The 16,096-nt window shown below is 66.2% G+C and carries 14 protein-coding genes; 5 read left to right on the forward strand and 9 right to left on the reverse strand.

What is annotated here, in order from left to right; all coding sequences use genetic code 11:
• Window positions 1-7: 7 nt before the first annotated feature.
• Window positions 8-1,900, reverse strand: coding sequence for an ATP-dependent zinc metalloprotease FtsH (gene ftsH, locus ODI_RS16130; RefSeq protein ID WP_067752060.1), 1,893 nt, complete (start codon window positions 1,898-1,900; stop codon window positions 8-10).
• A 145-nt stretch (window positions 1,901-2,045) separates the two neighbouring features.
• Window positions 2,046-2,684: an RlmE family RNA methyltransferase gene (locus tag ODI_RS16135; protein WP_067752062.1), complete on the reverse strand. Its 639-nt coding sequence runs from the start codon at window positions 2,682-2,684 to the stop codon at window positions 2,046-2,048.
• A gap of 17 nt (window positions 2,685-2,701) precedes the next feature.
• On the opposite strand from ODI_RS16135, the gene ODI_RS16140 reads away from it, so the two are divergent.
• Complete coding sequence (locus ODI_RS16140; protein ID WP_067752064.1) at window positions 2,702-3,304, forward strand: YhbY family RNA-binding protein; 603 nt, start codon at window positions 2,702-2,704, stop codon at window positions 3,302-3,304.
• Here ODI_RS16140 and ODI_RS16145 read toward each other — a convergent pair.
• From ODI_RS16145 to ODI_RS16155, 3 genes are all read right to left on the reverse strand, one after another.
• The gene (locus ODI_RS16145; protein WP_067752066.1) at window positions 3,253-3,681 is read right to left on the reverse strand and encodes a DUF4149 domain-containing protein; all 429 of its coding nucleotides are present in this window, start codon (window positions 3,679-3,681) and stop codon (window positions 3,253-3,255) included. The genes ODI_RS16140 and ODI_RS16145 overlap by 52 nt on opposite strands.
• A gap of 43 nt (window positions 3,682-3,724) precedes the next feature.
• On the reverse strand, window positions 3,725-4,201 hold the full coding sequence (gene greA, locus ODI_RS16150) for a transcription elongation factor GreA (RefSeq protein WP_067752068.1): 477 nt from the start codon (window positions 4,199-4,201) through the stop codon (window positions 3,725-3,727).
• Between the two features lie 318 nt (window positions 4,202-4,519).
• Window positions 4,520-5,839: a solute carrier family 23 protein gene (locus ODI_RS16155; RefSeq protein WP_067752070.1), complete on the reverse strand. Its 1,320-nt coding sequence runs from the start codon at window positions 5,837-5,839 to the stop codon at window positions 4,520-4,522.
• Window positions 5,840-6,002: 163 nt separating this feature from the next.
• On the opposite strand from ODI_RS16155, the gene ODI_RS16160 reads away from it, so the two are divergent.
• Window positions 6,003-6,662, forward strand: coding sequence for a histidine phosphatase family protein (locus ODI_RS16160; RefSeq protein WP_067752072.1), 660 nt, complete (start codon window positions 6,003-6,005; stop codon window positions 6,660-6,662).
• Between the two features lie 992 nt (window positions 6,663-7,654).
• Here ODI_RS16160 and ODI_RS16165 read toward each other — a convergent pair.
• The 4 genes from ODI_RS16165 to carA form a co-directional block, all read right to left on the reverse strand.
• Window positions 7,655-8,425, reverse strand: coding sequence for an SDR family oxidoreductase (locus tag ODI_RS16165; protein WP_067752077.1), 771 nt, complete (start codon window positions 8,423-8,425; stop codon window positions 7,655-7,657).
• A 50-nt stretch (window positions 8,426-8,475) separates the two neighbouring features.
• Window positions 8,476-9,372 (reverse strand): lipid A hydroxylase LpxO, encoded by an 897-nt coding sequence (gene lpxO, locus ODI_RS16170; RefSeq protein ID WP_067752079.1) that lies wholly within the window; start codon window positions 9,370-9,372, stop codon window positions 8,476-8,478.
• A gap of 89 nt (window positions 9,373-9,461) precedes the next feature.
• Window positions 9,462-12,710, reverse strand: a complete 3,249-nt coding sequence (gene carB / locus ODI_RS16175) for a carbamoyl-phosphate synthase large subunit (protein WP_067752085.1) — start codon at window positions 12,708-12,710, stop codon at window positions 9,462-9,464.
• 9 nt (window positions 12,711-12,719) lie between these two features.
• Window positions 12,720-13,874: a glutamine-hydrolyzing carbamoyl-phosphate synthase small subunit gene (gene carA / locus ODI_RS16180; RefSeq protein ID WP_067752088.1), complete on the reverse strand. Its 1,155-nt coding sequence runs from the start codon at window positions 13,872-13,874 to the stop codon at window positions 12,720-12,722.
• A gap of 167 nt (window positions 13,875-14,041) precedes the next feature.
• Here carA and ODI_RS16185 point away from each other — a divergent pair, with 167 nt between their 5' ends.
• The 3 genes from ODI_RS16185 (at window position 14,042) to tal (ending at window position 15,794) form a co-directional block, all read left to right on the forward strand.
• Window positions 14,042-14,329: an antitoxin gene (locus ODI_RS16185; protein ID WP_067752091.1), complete on the forward strand. Its 288-nt coding sequence runs from the start codon at window positions 14,042-14,044 to the stop codon at window positions 14,327-14,329.
• On the forward strand, window positions 14,329-14,736 hold the full coding sequence (locus tag ODI_RS16190) for a type II toxin-antitoxin system VapC family toxin (protein WP_067752093.1): 408 nt from the start codon (window positions 14,329-14,331) through the stop codon (window positions 14,734-14,736). The genes ODI_RS16185 and ODI_RS16190 overlap by 1 nt, the downstream gene beginning before the upstream one ends.
• Window positions 14,737-14,834: 98 nt before the next feature.
• Window positions 14,835-15,794 (forward strand): transaldolase, encoded by a 960-nt coding sequence (tal, locus tag ODI_RS16195; protein WP_067752096.1) that lies wholly within the window; start codon window positions 14,835-14,837, stop codon window positions 15,792-15,794.
• Window positions 15,795-16,096 lie beyond the last annotated feature (302 nt).

A 16,096-nucleotide genomic window follows, 5' to 3' on the forward strand; every position in this document is an offset into this window, starting at 1 on the left:
GAGAGCCTTAGGCGGTGGCCGTGGCGTTACCCGAACCCGACGCCAGGCCGCCGGCGGGCGGGGTGTCGGTGCTGTCCGAAGGACCCTGGGGGGTCTTGGGCGGACGCGGCGGCTTGTCGTTCATGATGTCGTCGATCTGGTCGGAGTCGATGGTTTCCCATTCGAGCAGCGCCTTCGTCATCACTTCCACACGTTCGCGGTTGTCTTCCAGGATCTTGCGCGCCACCATGTACTGCGTGTCGATGATGCTGCGGATCTCGGCGTCGACCTTCTGCATCGTCGCTTCCGAGACGTTGTTGGTCTTGGTGACGCTGCGGCCCAGGAAGACCTCGCCTTCGTTCTCGGCATACACCATGGGGCCGAGCGAGTCGGTCATGCCGTAGCGCGTGACGATGTCGCGGGCGATGGCCGTGGCGCGCTCGAAGTCGTTCGAGGCGCCCGTGGTCATCTGGTTCATGAAGATCTCTTCGGCGATACGGCCACCGAACAGCATCGCGATCATGTTCAGCAGGCGCTCCTTGTCCATGCTGTAGCGATCGGACTCGGGCAACTGCATGGTCACGCCCAGCGCGCGGCCGCGCGGGATGATGGTGACCTTGTGCACCGGATCGGTCTTGGGCAGGCAACGCGCCACGACGGCATGGCCGGACTCGTGGTACGCGGTATTGCGGCGCTCTTCCTCGGGCATGACGATAGAGCGGCGTTCCGCGCCCATGATGATCTTGTCCTTGGCCTTCTCGAAGTCGGACATGTCGACGGTGCGGCCATTGCGGCGCGCGGCGAACAGCGCGGCCTCGTTGACCAGGTTGGCGAGGTCGGCGCCCGAGAAACCGGGCGTGCCGCGCGCCAGCACCTGGGCATCGACGTTCTGGGCCACCGGCACCTTGCGCATGTGGACCTTGATGATCTGCTCGCGACCACGGATGTCGGGCAGCGGCACCACGACCTGGCGGTCGAAGCGGCCCGGACGCAGCAGCGCGGGATCCAGCACGTCGGGACGGTTGGTGGCGGCGATGACGATCACGCCCTGGCCGGACTCGAAGCCGTCCATTTCCACCAGCATCTGGTTCAGCGTCTGCTCGCGTTCATCGTTGCCGCCGCCCAGGCCGGCGCCACGCTGGCGGCCGACCGCGTCGATTTCGTCGATGAAGATGATGCAGGGGGCCTGCTTCTTGGCGTTTTCGAACATGTCGCGCACGCGGGCAGCGCCCACGCCGACGAACATTTCAACGAAGTCGGAACCCGAGATGCTGAAGAACGGCACCTTGGCTTCGCCGGCGATGGCCTTGGCCAGCAGCGTCTTGCCGGTGCCGGGCGAACCCACCATCAGCACGCCACGGGGAATGCGGCCACCCAGCTTCTGGAACTTGCTGGGGTCGCGGAGGAAGTCGACCAGTTCCTGCACGTCTTCCTTGGCTTCGTCGCAACCCGCGACGTCGGCGAAGGTGATGTGGTTGGTGTTCTCGTCGAGCATGCGGGCGCGCGACTTGCCGAAGCTGAAGGCGCCGCCGCGGCCGCCACCCTGCATCTGGCGCATGAAAAAGATCCACACGCCGATCAGGAGCAGCATGGGGAACCACGACACGAAGATGCTCATCAGCAGCGACGGCTCTTCGCGGGCCTTGCCCGAGACCTGGACGCCAGCCTTCATGAGGTCGGAGACCATCCACAGGTCGCCCGGCGACGTCAGGCTGTAGGGACGGCCCGCGTCAGGCGTGACGTACAGCACGTCGCCCTGGACATCGACCTTGCGCACACGGCCGGACTTCGCGTCCTCCATGAACTGGGTGTAGCTCACGCCTTCCTGGGACTGCGGACGGCCATCAAATTGCTTGAATACCGTGAACAGCACCAGTGCGATCACCATCCAGACCGCGACTTTCGAAAACGAATTGTTCAAGGTCGATCTCCTGCTCTCGATTCCGACCGGATCGGCGTCTCGCCGCGGCGGGACGCCCTATTATGGGTGGGTTAATGCCTGATTCTACCCTTTCGGGCGGGGGGCGTTTTCAGATGCCTGTTGCCAGAGCTTACACGCCCCCGCGTCAGGGGTGTTTCAGGCCCCGGCCCACCAGAAAAGTTTCCGAGGACTTGTCTCGCGACGCCTTGGGCTTGCGCTCCACGACCCGCTTGAACTGGTGCTTGAACGCTTCCACGATCTGCGAGAAACCGCTACCGTGGAAAGCCTTGACGATGAGCGTGCCCTCCGGACGCAGGTGGGCCTGCGAGAATTCGAGCGCCAGGTCGCACACGTGCTGGATACGCGCCGAGTCGGCCGAACTCACCCCGGATAGATTGGGGGCCATGTCGGAAATCACAAGGTCCACCTTGCTGCCCTGCAGCAAATCGGACAATTGTTGCAAAACCGCATCTTCGCGGAAATCACCCTGGAAAAACTCGACACCTGCGATAGGCTCCATGGGAAGGATGTCCAGGGCGATGATGCGGCCGTCCACCACGCCGCCGGCGCCGACCATGCGCTCGCGTGCCACCTGGCACCAGCTGCCTGGCGCGGAGCCCAGATCCACCACGATGTCGCCGCGGCGCATCAGTTTCTCGGCATCGACGATCTCGATCAGCTTGAACGCAGCCCTTGCCCGATAGCCCTTCTGCTTTGCCATCTTGACGTAGGGATCGTTGATGTGCTGCTGGACCCACTCTTTAGAAAATTTCTTCTTGGCCATTCTCGTACAATCCGGACATGCCGAAACTTGAAATTACTCCCCGCGAGCGCAGCGAACTGCGCGCCGCCGCCCACCCCCTGCGCCCGGTCGTGCTGATCGGCGACAACGGGCTCACCGACGCCGTCCTGAAGGAAATCGACAGGGCACTGACCTCGCACGGTCTCATCAAGGTGCGCGCCGGTGGCGATGACCGCGAGACGCGCGAGCAGTTGATCGCGTCTATCTGCGAGGGCCTATCTTGCGCGCCCGTGCACCACCTGGGCAAGATGCTGATCCTGTATCGGCCCACGCCCGAGGCGGTGGAAGCCGCCAAGCCGCAGACACGCGCCCTGCGCCGCAAGCCCAGCGACCCGCACGTGCCCAAGAAGCAGGCAGCCGAAGGCCACACCAGGCCCAAGCGTGTCGCTCGCAACGAACCCAAGGTGGAAGCGCCGGCACGCCGCGACCCTTACGACACCGATCGCCCTGCCCGTCCCAGCACCCGCGTCCAGCCCAAGCCGGCGGGCACGGGCGCCGCGCGCCGCGGCGGCAGCGCGCTGTCCCTGCGCGCCGGCGCGCGCAAGACGGCTCAACGCAGCACGGCGACCAGGCGCAGCCCCAGCAGGGCCACCAAGAAGTAGATCAGTGACGACACGCCGTGCAGCAGGCCGAAATCGGCCCAGGGCGGCGGCGTGATCCCGGCCGCGAGCAGGACGCGGCCGTGGTCCATCAGGGGCTTGAGCCCGAAATAGCCGACCCCCACGCCCACCGCCATCAGCATGGCGGCCAGGCGGCCGGCGCGCCCGAGCAGCTCGCCGCCGCCCAGGCGGTCCAGCAGCAGCATGAGCACCGCGGCCACCAGGCCGAAACTTGCCAACCCGAAGAACAGCTTGCCGACCATCATCCCCGCATCGGCGGGAGACAGCGTCGCGAACAGCGTCGGCGCCACCAGGACGCCCACGCACCACAAGGCCCCCACCCACAGGGCGGCAAGCACGCGAACCAGCACTTTGGACATGATGGCGTTCCCGCCGGCGGCGCCTCGCGGGCGCGTGCCGGGATTAGAGGTACTTGACCTCGATGATCTCGTATTCGCGCGGGCCCGACGGGGCGTTGACCTCGACGACGTCGCCGGCACTCTTGCCGATCAGGGCACGCGCCACGGGGCTGGACACCGAGATCAGGTTGTTGCGGATGTCGGCCTCGATGTCGCCGACGATCTGGTAGACCAGGCGGTCGCCGGACTCGAGGTCCTCGATGTCGACGGTCGCGCCGAAGACCACGCGGCCTTCCGCGTTCAGTTCGGTGGGATCCAGGACCTGCGCGTTGGACAGGCTGCCTTCGAGCTCGCTGATGCGGCCTTCGATGAAGCCCTGGCGTTCCTTGGCGGCATCGTATTCGGCGTTTTCGGACAGGTCACCCTGCGCGCGCGCTTCGGCGATCGCATTGATGACATCGGGACGCTCGACCGTCTTGAGACGATGCAGTTCTTGCTGCAGGCGCTCGGCCCCACGCACGGTGATAGGAATGGCGGACATGTCTCTTCCTGGCTAAAAAAGTGCGAAACGCCCCGAGTGGAGCGTTTCGGCGACAACAAGGTATGCAAGGCGCTGGCCCTGCCCCCGCGGGCGCGAACTGGCGGCGGGTGGCGGCAGGACCGCGGGCACGGCGCCTGACGGCGACGGCGGCAAAACAAAACCCCGGTCCGTGAAAACCGGGGCTGGAAGCCACATTGTCGGCAAAGTCGCTGCGGAATGCAAATAGCGGAAAGGACGGCCCACCCCCGAGGCGCTGGCGGACCGGCGAAGCCGGCTCCGCCGCGCCCTGGCTGGCACACGGAGCCCGCCTGCCGTGTCTTACGTACGCTTGCGCAGGTTCAACAGGGCGTAGAGGATGATCGCGCCGAAGGTGGCGGTGCCGATGCCATTGAGCTGGAAGTTGCCCAGGGTCAAGGTGAAGTCGCCTGCGCCCATGACCAGGGTGACGGCCGCCACGATGAGATTGCGGTTGTCGCTGAAGTCGACCTTGTTCACCACCCAGATGCGGGCGCCGGCGATGGCGATCAGGCCGAAGACGACGATGGACATGCCGCCCAGCACCGGCCCGGGAATCGTCAGGATCAGGGCGCCGAATTTGGGCGAGAAGCCCAGCACGATGGCGATCAGCGCCGCGATGACGAAGACCAGCGTGGAATAGATGCGGGTGACGGCCATGACGCCGATGTTCTCGGCATAGGTGGTCACGCCCGTGCCGCCGACGCTGCCCGACACCATGGTGGCGACACCGTCGCCCACGAAGGCGCGGCCGAGATAGCGGTCCATGTCGCGGCCCGTCATGGCGCTGACGGCCTTGATGTGGCCCAGGTTCTCCGCCACCAGGATGATGGCCACCGGGACGATGAGCCCCATGGCGGGCAGGTGGAAGGTGGGCGCCGAGAAGGTGGGCAGGCCGAACCAGGCGGCCTGCGACAGGCCGGTGAAGTCGATGGGCTTGCCCAGTCCGAAGCCGTTGGCCAGGATGCCGTAGAGGATGCAGGCCACGATGAGGCCCACCAGGATCAGCAGGCGCTGCACCATGCCGCGCGTCCAGACCGCCACGCCGCCCACGCAGAGGATGGTCATGAGGGCCATCAGCGCGTCGAAGGTGGAACCGCCCATGGCGCCCTTGGCCGCGATGGGGGCCAGGTGCAGGCCGATGACGGCCACCACGGCGCCGGTGACGACCGGCGGCATGTAGCGGTCGATCCAGGCCGCCGCCCCGCCCGCGCGGGCATTCGCCGCCCAGACGATGAGGCCGATGACGGTGTAGGCCAGGCCGCAGGCGATGATGGCGCCCAGCGCCACCCCGATATTGGCGTTGGGACCACTGCCGGCATAGCCGGTGACCGCGATGACGCCCCCGATGAAGGCAAAGCTGGAACCGAGGTAGCTGGGCACGCGGCCGCGCACGAACAGGAAGAAGATCAGCGTGCCGATGCCCGACATCAGGATCGCGACATTGGGGTCGAAGCCCATCAGCAAGGGGGCGAGCACGGTGGAGCCGAACATGGCGACCACGTGCTGGGCCCCCATGGCGACGTTGCGTGCAGGCGACAGGCACTCATCGGGCGCGATGACGGTGCCATCGGCGCCATCGACGCGGCGCCAGCGGGTGAGAAAGGTTTCGGTATCGGACACGGCAGGACCCCCGGCAAGGATTTGGCGTTGTTATTGGCGCGCAAGTGTAGGGCCGGGGGCCGGAGGCCGCAAGCACGCGCCCCGTGGCTTGCGGCTATGATGCCTGCCATGATTCACCACGGTGCACCGCGCTGGTGCGCCGCCCACCGAGACGTCTACCCGCATGACTGAGATCTGGTTCATCCGCCACGGCGAAACCGACTGGAACGTGGCCCGCCGCATGCAAGGCTGGCAGGACATCGACCTGAACGACACGGGCCGCGTCCAGGCCGGCCTGCTGGCCGCGCGCCTGGCCCGCGATGCCGCGACGACGCCCTTCGACGCGCTCTACAGCAGCGACCTGGCCCGTGCCCGCGACACGGCCCAGGCCGTCTCCGAGCAACTGGCCCTGCGCCTGCGCATCGAACCCGGCGTGCGCGAGCGCAGCTTCGGCGTGCTGGAAGGCATCGACCTGGAAAAGATCGACGCCCTGCAACCCGAAGCCGCGGCCGCCTGGAAAAGCCGCGACCCGCAACGTCCGCTGGAGGGCGGCGAGAGCCTGGGCCAGTTCCGCAACCGCGTGATCAGCGCGGTCGAGGACGTGGCCAACCGCCATCACGGCGAACGCGTGCTGCTGTTCACGCACGGCGGCGTGCTGGACATCGTCTGGCGGCATGCCAGCGGACTGCCGCTGGAGGCGCCGCGGGAAGTCGAACTGCGCAACGTTGGCATCAACCGGGTGGTGGTGGCTGCGGATGGGTGGCGGATTGCTGGCTGGGGGGATGTGGCGCATACCGAGGCCGAGGTGGCTGCTCGGGATGATGCTTCGGTCTTGGGTCGCTGATTTTTTTGGGGGGTGGCTGAGCGGTTGCTGCGGACCGCTGGGTTGAGGGTTGACTGAGGTTGGTTGTCTCTGTGTAGACCGCTGGGTTGACGGCTTGTGCACCGCTAGGTTGACGGCCGCCGAGTGTGGTCGTGCCGTCGGGCGCCTGCCGCGTGGTGGGGCGCCCACAGCGCCCCGCCCCCCGCAGAAGGCGCCCGCCGTCCCGCCCACCCTCGACGTCCTGCAATGTTGTGTTCTGGACCTTGGGCAGCCACCTTGGTCCTGCTCGCATTCTTGCCTGCCGCTCGCTGCCCGCCCGAAGATCTCAGCTTGCCGCTGACCGGAGGGCGCCCACAGCGCCCACCGGTCAGCATTCGAAAAAGCAATAGGGCAGCTGTTGGGAGAGTGGGGGCGAGGGTTGGAGGGAGGAAGCAACGCGCTTCGGGCTACGGGCGCCGCTTGGCCGTGTTGCCTGCTTGGCAAGGCTGCTCCACCACCGCCACCAATTTGCCGAAGCCGCCCGGCTCGTCAATAAGTCTCGACGCCTCTGCCCGCGCAAGACACCCGCCATTCAGCTCCAACAATGGAGCAACGCCTCCAAGCAGACAACGCAGCCTGACGGGGGCCCCCAGCCCGAAGCGCGATGCCCCCCACCTCCACTCCCCTTCCCCCCTCTCTCAAAAGCTGCCCCTTTTGCTTTTCCGAATGCTCAGCAATGGGCGCTGTGGGCGCCCATTGCTGAGCGGCAAGCCGAGATCTTCGGACAGGCAGCGAGCGCAAGGCAAGAATGCGAGCAGGACTCGGGTTGCTGACTCCGATCCAGAACCCCTAAGCGCAGGACGTCGAGGGTGGGCGGGACGGCGGGCGCCTTCTGCGGGGGGCGGGGCGCTGTGGGCGCCCCACCACGCGGCAGGCGACCGACGGCACGACCACCCTCGGCGGCCGTCAACCTAGCGGTGCATAGCCGTCAAAACCTAGCGGTGCACAAGCCGTCAACCCAGCGGCAGCGCCCCTCAACCTCCCCCCTTCCGCGGCTTCCTCGGTGCGTCCTTTGCGGCCCGGTCATACACCCAATCCGGCAACACCCTCATCAGCCGGGCAACCATCCCCATCTGCCAGGGAATCACCGTATAGCGCACGCCCCGCGCAATGGCTGCCTCTCCGCGCTCGGCGAAGGCAGCTGCGTCCATCAGGAAAGGCATGCGGTACGGATTCGCCGCCGTCATCGGCGTGCGGATGTAGCCCGGGGCGATGGTCACCACCTTCACGCCTGCCGGCGCCAGCTCCACGCGCAGGCTCTCGCAGTATGTGGCAACCGCCGCCTTGGACGCGCTGTAGGCGCCTGCGCCCGGCAGGCCTCGCACGCCGGCCACGCTGCCGATGCCCACCAGCCTGCCCTGGCCGCGCGCGCGCATGGGCGCCACGAAAGGTTCGAAGGTGGCGACGGTCGCCATCAGGTTGGTGTTCAGGATGGCCTGGAACACCGCGAAGTCTTCGGTGTGCTCGGACAGGGTGCCGGCGCTGATGCCCGCGCTGGCGACCACCACGTCCACCCTGCCCGCGCAACGCGCCAGGAAATCGGCGGCCGCGCCGTGCAGCGCGGCGCGGTCGCGCACATCCAGCGCGTAGCAGGCATGCGTGCCGGGCAGGCTGTCAGCCAGCGTGCGCAAGACCTCGCCGCGCCGCGCGACAAGGCCCAGGGTGGCGCCCTGCGCGGCGTAGCGGCGCGCCAGCGCCTCGCCCAGGCCGCTGCTGGCGCCCGTGATGAAGACATTCAGACTCATGGAAAGATACGCAACAGGCTCGCCGGAAGGGCCAACCGGCGGGACGGGGTCTAGAAGAAAATCAGCGCAAAGATGCCCAGCACCAGTGCCCATTTGAGCACGTAGTACAGCGGCTTGCTGTAGGCCTTGATGCGCTTGCCGAAGCGCCGCACGGCATAGACGGTGCCGAATATCCGGTTGATGCCGCCGGTGCGGTCGCCTGCCTGGTTCGGCGAGGTGGCCGAGCGCAGCAGGACGTAGGCGAAGAAGCGATTCACCGCATCGGCCCAGCGGTAGCGCAAGGGCCGCTCGATGTCGGCGAACAGGATGATCCGGTTCTGGTCCGTGCGGTTTTCGGCGTAGTGGATGAAGGTCTCGTCGAAGACGACCGCCTCGCCGTCGCGCCAGTGGTAGCGCTGGCCATCGACCTCGATGTAGCAGTCGGGGCTGTTGGGCGTGATGAGCCCCATGTGGAAACGCAAGGAGCCCGCGTAAGGATCGCGATGCCGGGGCAGCTTGCTGCCTGGCGGCAGCGCCGCGAACATGGCGCCCTTGATACTGGGGATGCCAGCCAGCAGCGACGTGGTGACCGGACAGCGCGCGCGCGCCGACGGGTGGTCGGTGTCATACCACTTCAGGTAGAAACGCTTCCAGCCGCTCTTGAAGAAGGAATTGAACCCCGCGTCGTTATAGGCGCCGGCTGCCTTGATGTGGCCTTCGCCGAACAACTGCTCGGCCTCGGCGCGGATCTCGTGCCAGTGCTGGTGCAGCACGGCCAGTTGCGGAAACTGATTGAGATCGACGTAGGGCTGGTTCGGGACGCGCGAGAACGCGTACATGAAACAGTTGATGGGAGCGGTGAAGGTGGAATGGTCCAGCGCCTGCCGCATGAAGCGATGGCGCACCCGGCCACGATAGTGCACCACGGTGGCACAGACGATGAATAAAGCCAGGACAAACCATTTCATGCTCGCCCCCTGCCCGGGTCGTCACGGGAGGCCGCCGCGGTGCGCGGCGGCCTGGTCCGCTCAATGCTTCATGCTACTACCTGCCTGCGTCAGGCGTCCTGCTTGGCCAGCGATGCGTGCAACTCCTGCAGGGGGTAGACCTGGAGACCCAGCCCCTGACGCAGGTACTGCATGCCTTCGACGGCAGCGCGCGCGCCGGCGATGGTCGTGAAGAACGTGACGCGGTTGGCCAGCGCCTGCGTGCGGATCGTGCGCGAATCGACGATGGCGTTGCGGCGCTCTTCGACCGTGTTGATCACCAGCGAGATCTCGCCGTTCTTGACCATGTCGACGATGTGCGGACGGCCTTCGGTCACCTTGTTGACCACCTGCACCGGAATGCCGGCGGCCTCGATCTCGGCGGCCGTGCCACGCGTGGCGACCAGCTTGAAGCCCAGGGTGTGCAGGCCACGCGCGACTTCCACGGCGCGCGGCTTGTCCTGGTTCTTCACGCTGATGAAGGCAGTGCCGGACTCGGGCAGGCGCACGCTGGCAGCCAGCTGCGACTTCACGAAGGCTTCGCCGAAGCTCATGCCCACGCCCATCACTTCGCCGGTCGACTTCATTTCCGGGCCAAGGATGGTGTCCACGCCCGGGAACTTGACGAAGGGGAACACCGCTTCCTTGACCGAGAAGTAAGGCGGCACGACCTCGGTCGTGACACCCTGCGCGGCCAGGGTCTTGCCGGCCATGGCGCGCGCAGCGATCTTTGCCAGCTGCAGGCCGGTGGCCTTGGACACGTAGGGCACCGTGCGCGAGGCGCGCGGGTTCACTTCCAGCACATAGACGTCGTTGTTCTGGATGGCGAACTGCACGTTCATCAGGCCGGTGACGTTCAATGCACGCGCCATCATGGCGGTCTGGCGCTTGATCTCGGCGATGATCTCGGCCGACAGCGAGTAAGGCGGCAGGCTGCAGGCGGAGTCGCCCGAGTGCACGCCGGCCTGCTCGATGTGCTCCATGACGCCGCCGACGAAGACGGTCTCGCCGTCGGCCAGGCAGTCGACGTCCACTTCAGTGGCATCGTTCAGGAAGCGGTCCAGCAGCACGGGCGAGTCATTGCTGACCTTCACGGCTTCGCGCATGTAGCGCTCGAGATCCTGCTGCTCGTGGACGATCTCCATGGCCCGGCCGCCCAGCACGTAGCTGGGACGCACGACCAGGGGATAGCCGATGTCCGCGGCGTGCGCCAGGGCGTCTGCCTCGGTGCGGGCGGTGCGGTTGGGCGGCTGGCGCAGGCCCAGCTTGTTCAGCAGCTTCTGGAAGCGCTCGCGGTCTTCGGCCACGTCGATCGACTCGGGGCTCGTGCCGATGATGGGCACGCCGTTGGCCTCCAGGGCGCGCGCGAGCTTGAGCGGCGTCTGGCCGCCGTACTGCACGATCATGCCGACGGGGTTTTCCTTGTGCACGATCTCCAGCACGTCTTCCAGCGTGAGCGGCTCGAAGTACAGGCGGTCGGACGTGTCGTAGTCGGTCGAGACGGTTTCCGGGTTGCAGTTGACCATGATGGTCTCGTACCCGTCCTCGCGCAGGGCGAGGGCCGCGTGCACGCAGCAGTAGTCGAACTCGATGCCCTGGCCGATGCGGTTCGGTCCGCCGCCCAGCACCACGATCTTCTTGCGGTCGGTGGGCGCGGCCTCGCACTCTTCCTCGTAGGTCGAGTACATGTAGGCGGTGCGCGTGGCGAACTCGGCGGCGCAGGTGTCGACGCGCTTGTAGACCGGACGCACGTTGAACTGGTGACGCAGCTTGCGGACTTCGCTTTCGGCCGTGTCCAGCAGGAAGGCCAGGCGGCGATCGGAGAAGCCGCGGCGCTTCAGGTGCCACAGGGTGTCGCGGTCGAGGTCGGCCAGCGTCTTCTGTTCCAGCGCCAGCTCGATGTCGACGATCTCCTTGATCTGCGACAGGAACCAGGGGTCTATGCGGGTGAGGGCGTGCACCTCGTCCAGCGAGAAGCCCTGGGCGAAGGCGTCGCCCACATACCAGATGCGCTCGGGGCCGGGTTCGCCCAGCTCGACCTGCAGCTTTTCGCGGTCGGTGGTCTTCTGGTTCAGGCCGTCCACGCCCACTTCCAGGCCGCGCAGGGCCTTCTGGAAGGACTCCTGGAAGGTGCGGCCGATGGCCATGACCTCGCCCACGGACTTCATCTGGGTGGTCAGGCGCGCGTCGGCGGTGGGGAATTTCTCGAAGGCGAAACGCGGCACCTTGGTGACCACGTAGTCGATGGAAGGCTCGAACGAGGCAGGCGTCGCACCGCCCGTGATCTCGTTCTGCAGTTCATCCAGCGTGTAGCCCACGGCCAGGCGCGCGGCAACCTTGGCGATGGGGAAGCCGGTGGCCTTGGAGGCCAGCGCCGACGAACGCGACACGCGCGGGTTCATCTCGATGACGATCATGCGGCCGTTGTGCGGGTTCACGGCGAACTGCACGTTGGAGCCGCCCGTATCCACGCCGATCTCGCGCAGCACCGCAATGGATGCGTTGCGCATGATCTGGTATTCCTTGTCCGTCAGCGTCTGCGCCGGCGCGACCGTGATGGAGTCACCGGTGTGCACGCCCATGGGGTCGAGGTTCTCGATCGAGCAGACGATGATGCAGTTGTCGGCGCGGTCGCGCACGACTTCCATCTCGAACTCTTTCCAGCCCAGCAGCGACTCTTCGATCAGCAGCTCGTTGGTGGGCGAGGCTTCCAGGCCGCGGCGGCAGATGGTTTCGAACTCTTCGGCGTTGTAGGCGATGCCGCCGCCCGAACCGCCCATCGTGAAGCTGGGGCGGATGACCGCGGGGAAGCCCGAGGTGCCGGTTTCGGCGGCGATGCGCTTCTGGACGTCCCAGGCCTCGTCCATGCTGTGGGCCACGCCCGACTTGGCGGACTCCAGGCCGATGGCGGTCATGGCCTGCTTGAACTTCTGGCGGTCTTCCGCCTTCTCGATGGCGTGCTCGTTGGCGCCGATGAGCTCGACGCCGTGCTTGTCCAGCACGCCGTGGCGGGCCAGGTCCAGCGCGCAGTTCAGCGCGGTCTGGCCGCCCATGGTGGGCAGCAGCGCATCGGGCTTCTCGCGCTCGATGATGCGCTCCACCGCCTGCCAGGTGATCGGCTCGATGTACGTGACATCGGCCGTCTCCGGATCGGTCATGATCGTGGCCGGATTGCTGTTGACCAGGATGGTGCGGTAGCCCTCGGCCTTCAGGGCCTTGCAGGCCTGCGCGCCGGAGTAGTCGAATTCACACGCCTGCCCGATGATGATGGGGCCTGCGCCGATGATGAGGATGCTTTTTAGGTCTGTACGCTTGGGCATGGGGACTCTTTATTTCTTTTCATTCATCAGGCTGATGAACTTGTCGAACAGCTCGATGATGTCGTGCGGACCGGGGCTGGCTTCCGGGTGGCCCTGGAAGCAGAAGGCCGGGCGGTCGGTCAGCTCGAAGCCCTGCAGGGTGCCGTCGAACAGTGAAACGTGGGTGACGCGGGCATGCGCCGGCAGGCTGGCGGCGTCCACCGCGAAGCCGTGGTTCTGGCTCGTGATGAACACGCGGCGCGACTGCACGTCTTGCACCGGATGGTTCGCGCCATGGTGGCCGGTCTTCATCTTGACGGTCTTGCCGCCGACGGCCAGGCCCAGGATCTGGTGACCCAGGCAGATGCCGAAGAGAGGCAGCCTGCGCTCGAGGAAGTTGCGGGCGGCGGCCACGGCGTAGTCGCAAGGCTCGGGGTCGCCAGGGCCGTTGGCCAGGAAGACGCCGTCCGGATTCAGTTTGTAGACCTCTTCGGCGGACGTCTGCGCCGGCACCAGCGTGATGCGGCAGCCACGGTCGGCCAGGAGGCGCAGGATGTTGCTCTTCACGCCGAAGTCATAGGCGACCACGTGGAAACGCGACTGCGTGGGCGAGGTGTAGCCCTTGCCCAGTTGCCAGGTGCCCTGGTTCCATTCGCCCTGCTCGGTGACCGACACGGTGCGGGCCAGGTCCTGGCCGGCCATGCCGGGGAAGCCGCGCGCCAGTTCCACGGCGCGCTCGACGTCCTCGCCCACCAGGATGCACGCGCCCTGGGCGCCCTTGTCACGCAGGATGCGGGTGAGCTTGCGGGTGTCGATGCCGGAAATGGCCACCACGCCCTGCGCGGCCAGGTAATCGGGCAGCGACTGGGTGGAGCGGAAGTTGGACAGGCGGGCCGGACAGTCGCGCACGACCAGGCCGGAGGCGAACACGCGGCGCGCTTCGACGTCTTCGTCGTTGATGCCGGTATTGCCGATGTGGGGATAGGTGAGCGTGACGATCTGACCGCTATAGCTAGGGTCAGTAAGAATTTCCTGGTAGCCGGTCATGGAGGTGTTGAACACCACTTCCGCGACGGTATGACCCGCCGCGCCGATCGACACGCCCCGGAAAATGGTACCGTCCGCCAGAGCTAGGATTGCAGGAGGAAGCCGGCTGGCTCCCTCGGGAAAAAGTGACGGCAGCACAGTAAACCCCGGTTTCAGTATCAGTAAGCAAACCTTGGAATTATACCCTGCCCGGATGTCGCGGCCTGAAATGTCGGCTTGGCGCGGCTGAAAGCATCACACTGGCCCTTGTCCGACACGGTGCGCAACACTAAAATACACACCGAATTGTACACACAGGATTTCCCATGCCCACCACGCTCACAAGCCGCATCTTCAACAACGGCAACAGCCAGGCTGTCCGCATCCCTCTTGCCTTCAGATTGGATGCCCAACGCGTGAGCATCACACGCAAGGAAAACGGCGACCTGCTGCTGCATCCACTCCCCGATGCGCCCGCTGATCGCGCTGCCGCCATCCAGGCGGCGCTGCAGGGCTTCGGCGAACTCGATGACGCCACGCAGCGCGCATTCATCGCCGAACTGGAAGGCAATCGCGCGCAACCCGAGCCGGACCAGGAGCGGGAAGCCTTTTGATGCGCTATCTGCTGGACACCAACATCCTGATCTACCTGATCAAGCACAGGCCTCCCTCCGTCGCGGAACGCATTGCCCAACTGGCGCTGGATGACGCGCTCCATATGTCGTTCGTCAGTTGGGCCGAACTGCTGAAAGGCGCAGAACGCAGCACGCGCGCGGACACAGTGCGCAAGCAACTCCATAAATTGGCGCAGCACATACCGGTACTCTACGAAACCAGCCACGACATGTGCCTGCACCATGCGAGGCTGGGCGCCATGTTCAAGTCACAGGGAAAGCCGATCGGCGCCAACGACCTGTGGATTGCCGCTCATGCGTTGGCAGAGGGGTGTGTACTCGTCACCAACAATACGCGCGAATTTTCACGCGTGCCTGGTTTACCCTTGCAGAATTGGGTCCAATGACCTGACAAGGGATCGAACCGACATTTCCCTGTCACGCCCACCTGTGATCGCGGGCGTGATGGCTAGATTTTCCTCTCACAACAGGACCCTCTTCCGCCATGACCCGATTGCTTGACGCCCTGCGTAGCGCCACGACCGTCGTTGCCGACACCGGCGACCTGGAGGCCATCGCGCTGCACCGTCCCACGGACGCCACGACCAATCCCAGCCTGATCCTGAAGGCCGTGCAACAGCCCGCCTACCGGCCCTTGCTGGACCGCGTGGCGCGCGACCACGCCGGCGCGCCCACCGCCGAACTGCTGGACCACCTGCTGGTGGCCTTCGGCACCGAAATCCTGAAGCTGGTGCCCGGCCGGGTCTCCACCGAGGTCGATGCCCGCCTCTCCTTCGACACGCGCGCCAGCGTTGAACGGGCCCGTCGCCTGATCGCGCTGTACGCCGAAGCCGGCATCGCGCGCGAGCGCGTGCTGATCAAGATCGCCTCGACCTGGGAGGGGATCCAGGCCGCGCGCGTGCTGCAGGCCGAAGGCATCCGTTGCAACATGACGCTGCTGTTCTCGTTGCCGCAGGCCGTGGCCTGCGCCGACGCCGGCGTGCAGTTGATCTCGCCCTTCGTGGGCCGCATCTACGACTGGCACAAGAAATCGGCCGGCGCCCAGTGGGACGAGGCCGCGCAGTCGGGCGCCCAAGACCCCGGCGTGCGCTCGGTCACGGCCATCTACGAGTACTACAAGAAATTCGGCATCGCCACCGAGATCATGGGCGCGAGCTTCCGCAACGTCGGACAGATCCAGGCCCTGGCGGGCTGCGACCTGCTCACCATCAGCCCCGACCTGCTGGCCAGGCTGAGCGAGACCGACGGCGAGCTGGCGCCGGCACTGACGGTCGAGAAAGCCAAGGCCAGCGGCGCCGAACGCGTGCCGGCCGACGAGATCAGCTTCCGCACCCGCCTGAACGACGACGCGATGGCAACCGAGAAACTGGCGGAAGGCATCCGCCTGTTCTCGGCGGATGCCGTGAAGCTGGATGCACTGATCGAGCAGGCGGCGCGCGGCTGAAGCCGCGACGACAACCCCGTGCAGCCACCGCCTGGCGGCGCCGCACGGGCGGCCGGCATGCCCGCCTGCCTGCCGCCAACAAGGCCTGGACACCGGAAATGCGGGGCTTCGTTACCCAAAAAAACACAACCGCGTCCAGCCACTTACATTTTGCTGAAAGCCACGCCGGCATTAAGGCACATTGAAACAAGGCTCGCCCCTGAAAGCCTGACGGCCTGGCGCGCCTAGGGTTAACCCAATCACGGATGCCCGCCCTCCTTACCTAGACTCTGCGCAGAAAACCCGCGATCCCGCAGACAAGA

The organism is Orrella dioscoreae (assembly GCF_900089455.2).
Taxonomy (GTDB): domain Bacteria; phylum Pseudomonadota; class Gammaproteobacteria; order Burkholderiales; family Burkholderiaceae_B; genus Orrella; species Orrella dioscoreae.

Bases quoted from the DNA above. Each gene is read 5' to 3' on its own strand.
- ODI_RS16185 (WP_067752091.1), top strand. From the start codon at position 14,042: ATGCCCACCACGCTCACAAGCCGCATCTTCAACAACGGCAACAGCCAG.
- ODI_RS16165 (WP_067752077.1), bottom strand. From the start codon at position 8,425: ATGAGTCTGAATGTCTTCATCACGGGCGCCAGCAGCGGCCTGGGCGAG.
- ODI_RS16190 (WP_067752093.1), top strand. From the start codon at position 14,329: ATGCGCTATCTGCTGGACACCAACATCCTGATCTACCTGATCAAGCAC.
- ODI_RS16160 (WP_067752072.1), top strand. From the start codon at position 6,003: ATGACTGAGATCTGGTTCATCCGCCACGGCGAAACCGACTGGAACGTG.
- ODI_RS16145 (WP_067752066.1), bottom strand. From the start codon at position 3,681: ATGTCCAAAGTGCTGGTTCGCGTGCTTGCCGCCCTGTGGGTGGGGGCC.
- carB (WP_067752085.1), bottom strand. From the start codon at position 12,710: ATGCCCAAGCGTACAGACCTAAAAAGCATCCTCATCATCGGCGCAGGC.
- ODI_RS16135 (WP_067752062.1), bottom strand. From the start codon at position 2,684: ATGGCCAAGAAGAAATTTTCTAAAGAGTGGGTCCAGCAGCACATCAAC.
- lpxO (WP_067752079.1), bottom strand. From the start codon at position 9,372: ATGAAATGGTTTGTCCTGGCTTTATTCATCGTCTGTGCCACCGTGGTG.
- ODI_RS16140 (WP_067752064.1), top strand. From the start codon at position 2,702: ATGCCGAAACTTGAAATTACTCCCCGCGAGCGCAGCGAACTGCGCGCC.
- greA (WP_067752068.1), bottom strand. From the start codon at position 4,201: ATGTCCGCCATTCCTATCACCGTGCGTGGGGCCGAGCGCCTGCAGCAA.
- tal (WP_067752096.1), top strand. From the start codon at position 14,835: ATGACCCGATTGCTTGACGCCCTGCGTAGCGCCACGACCGTCGTTGCC.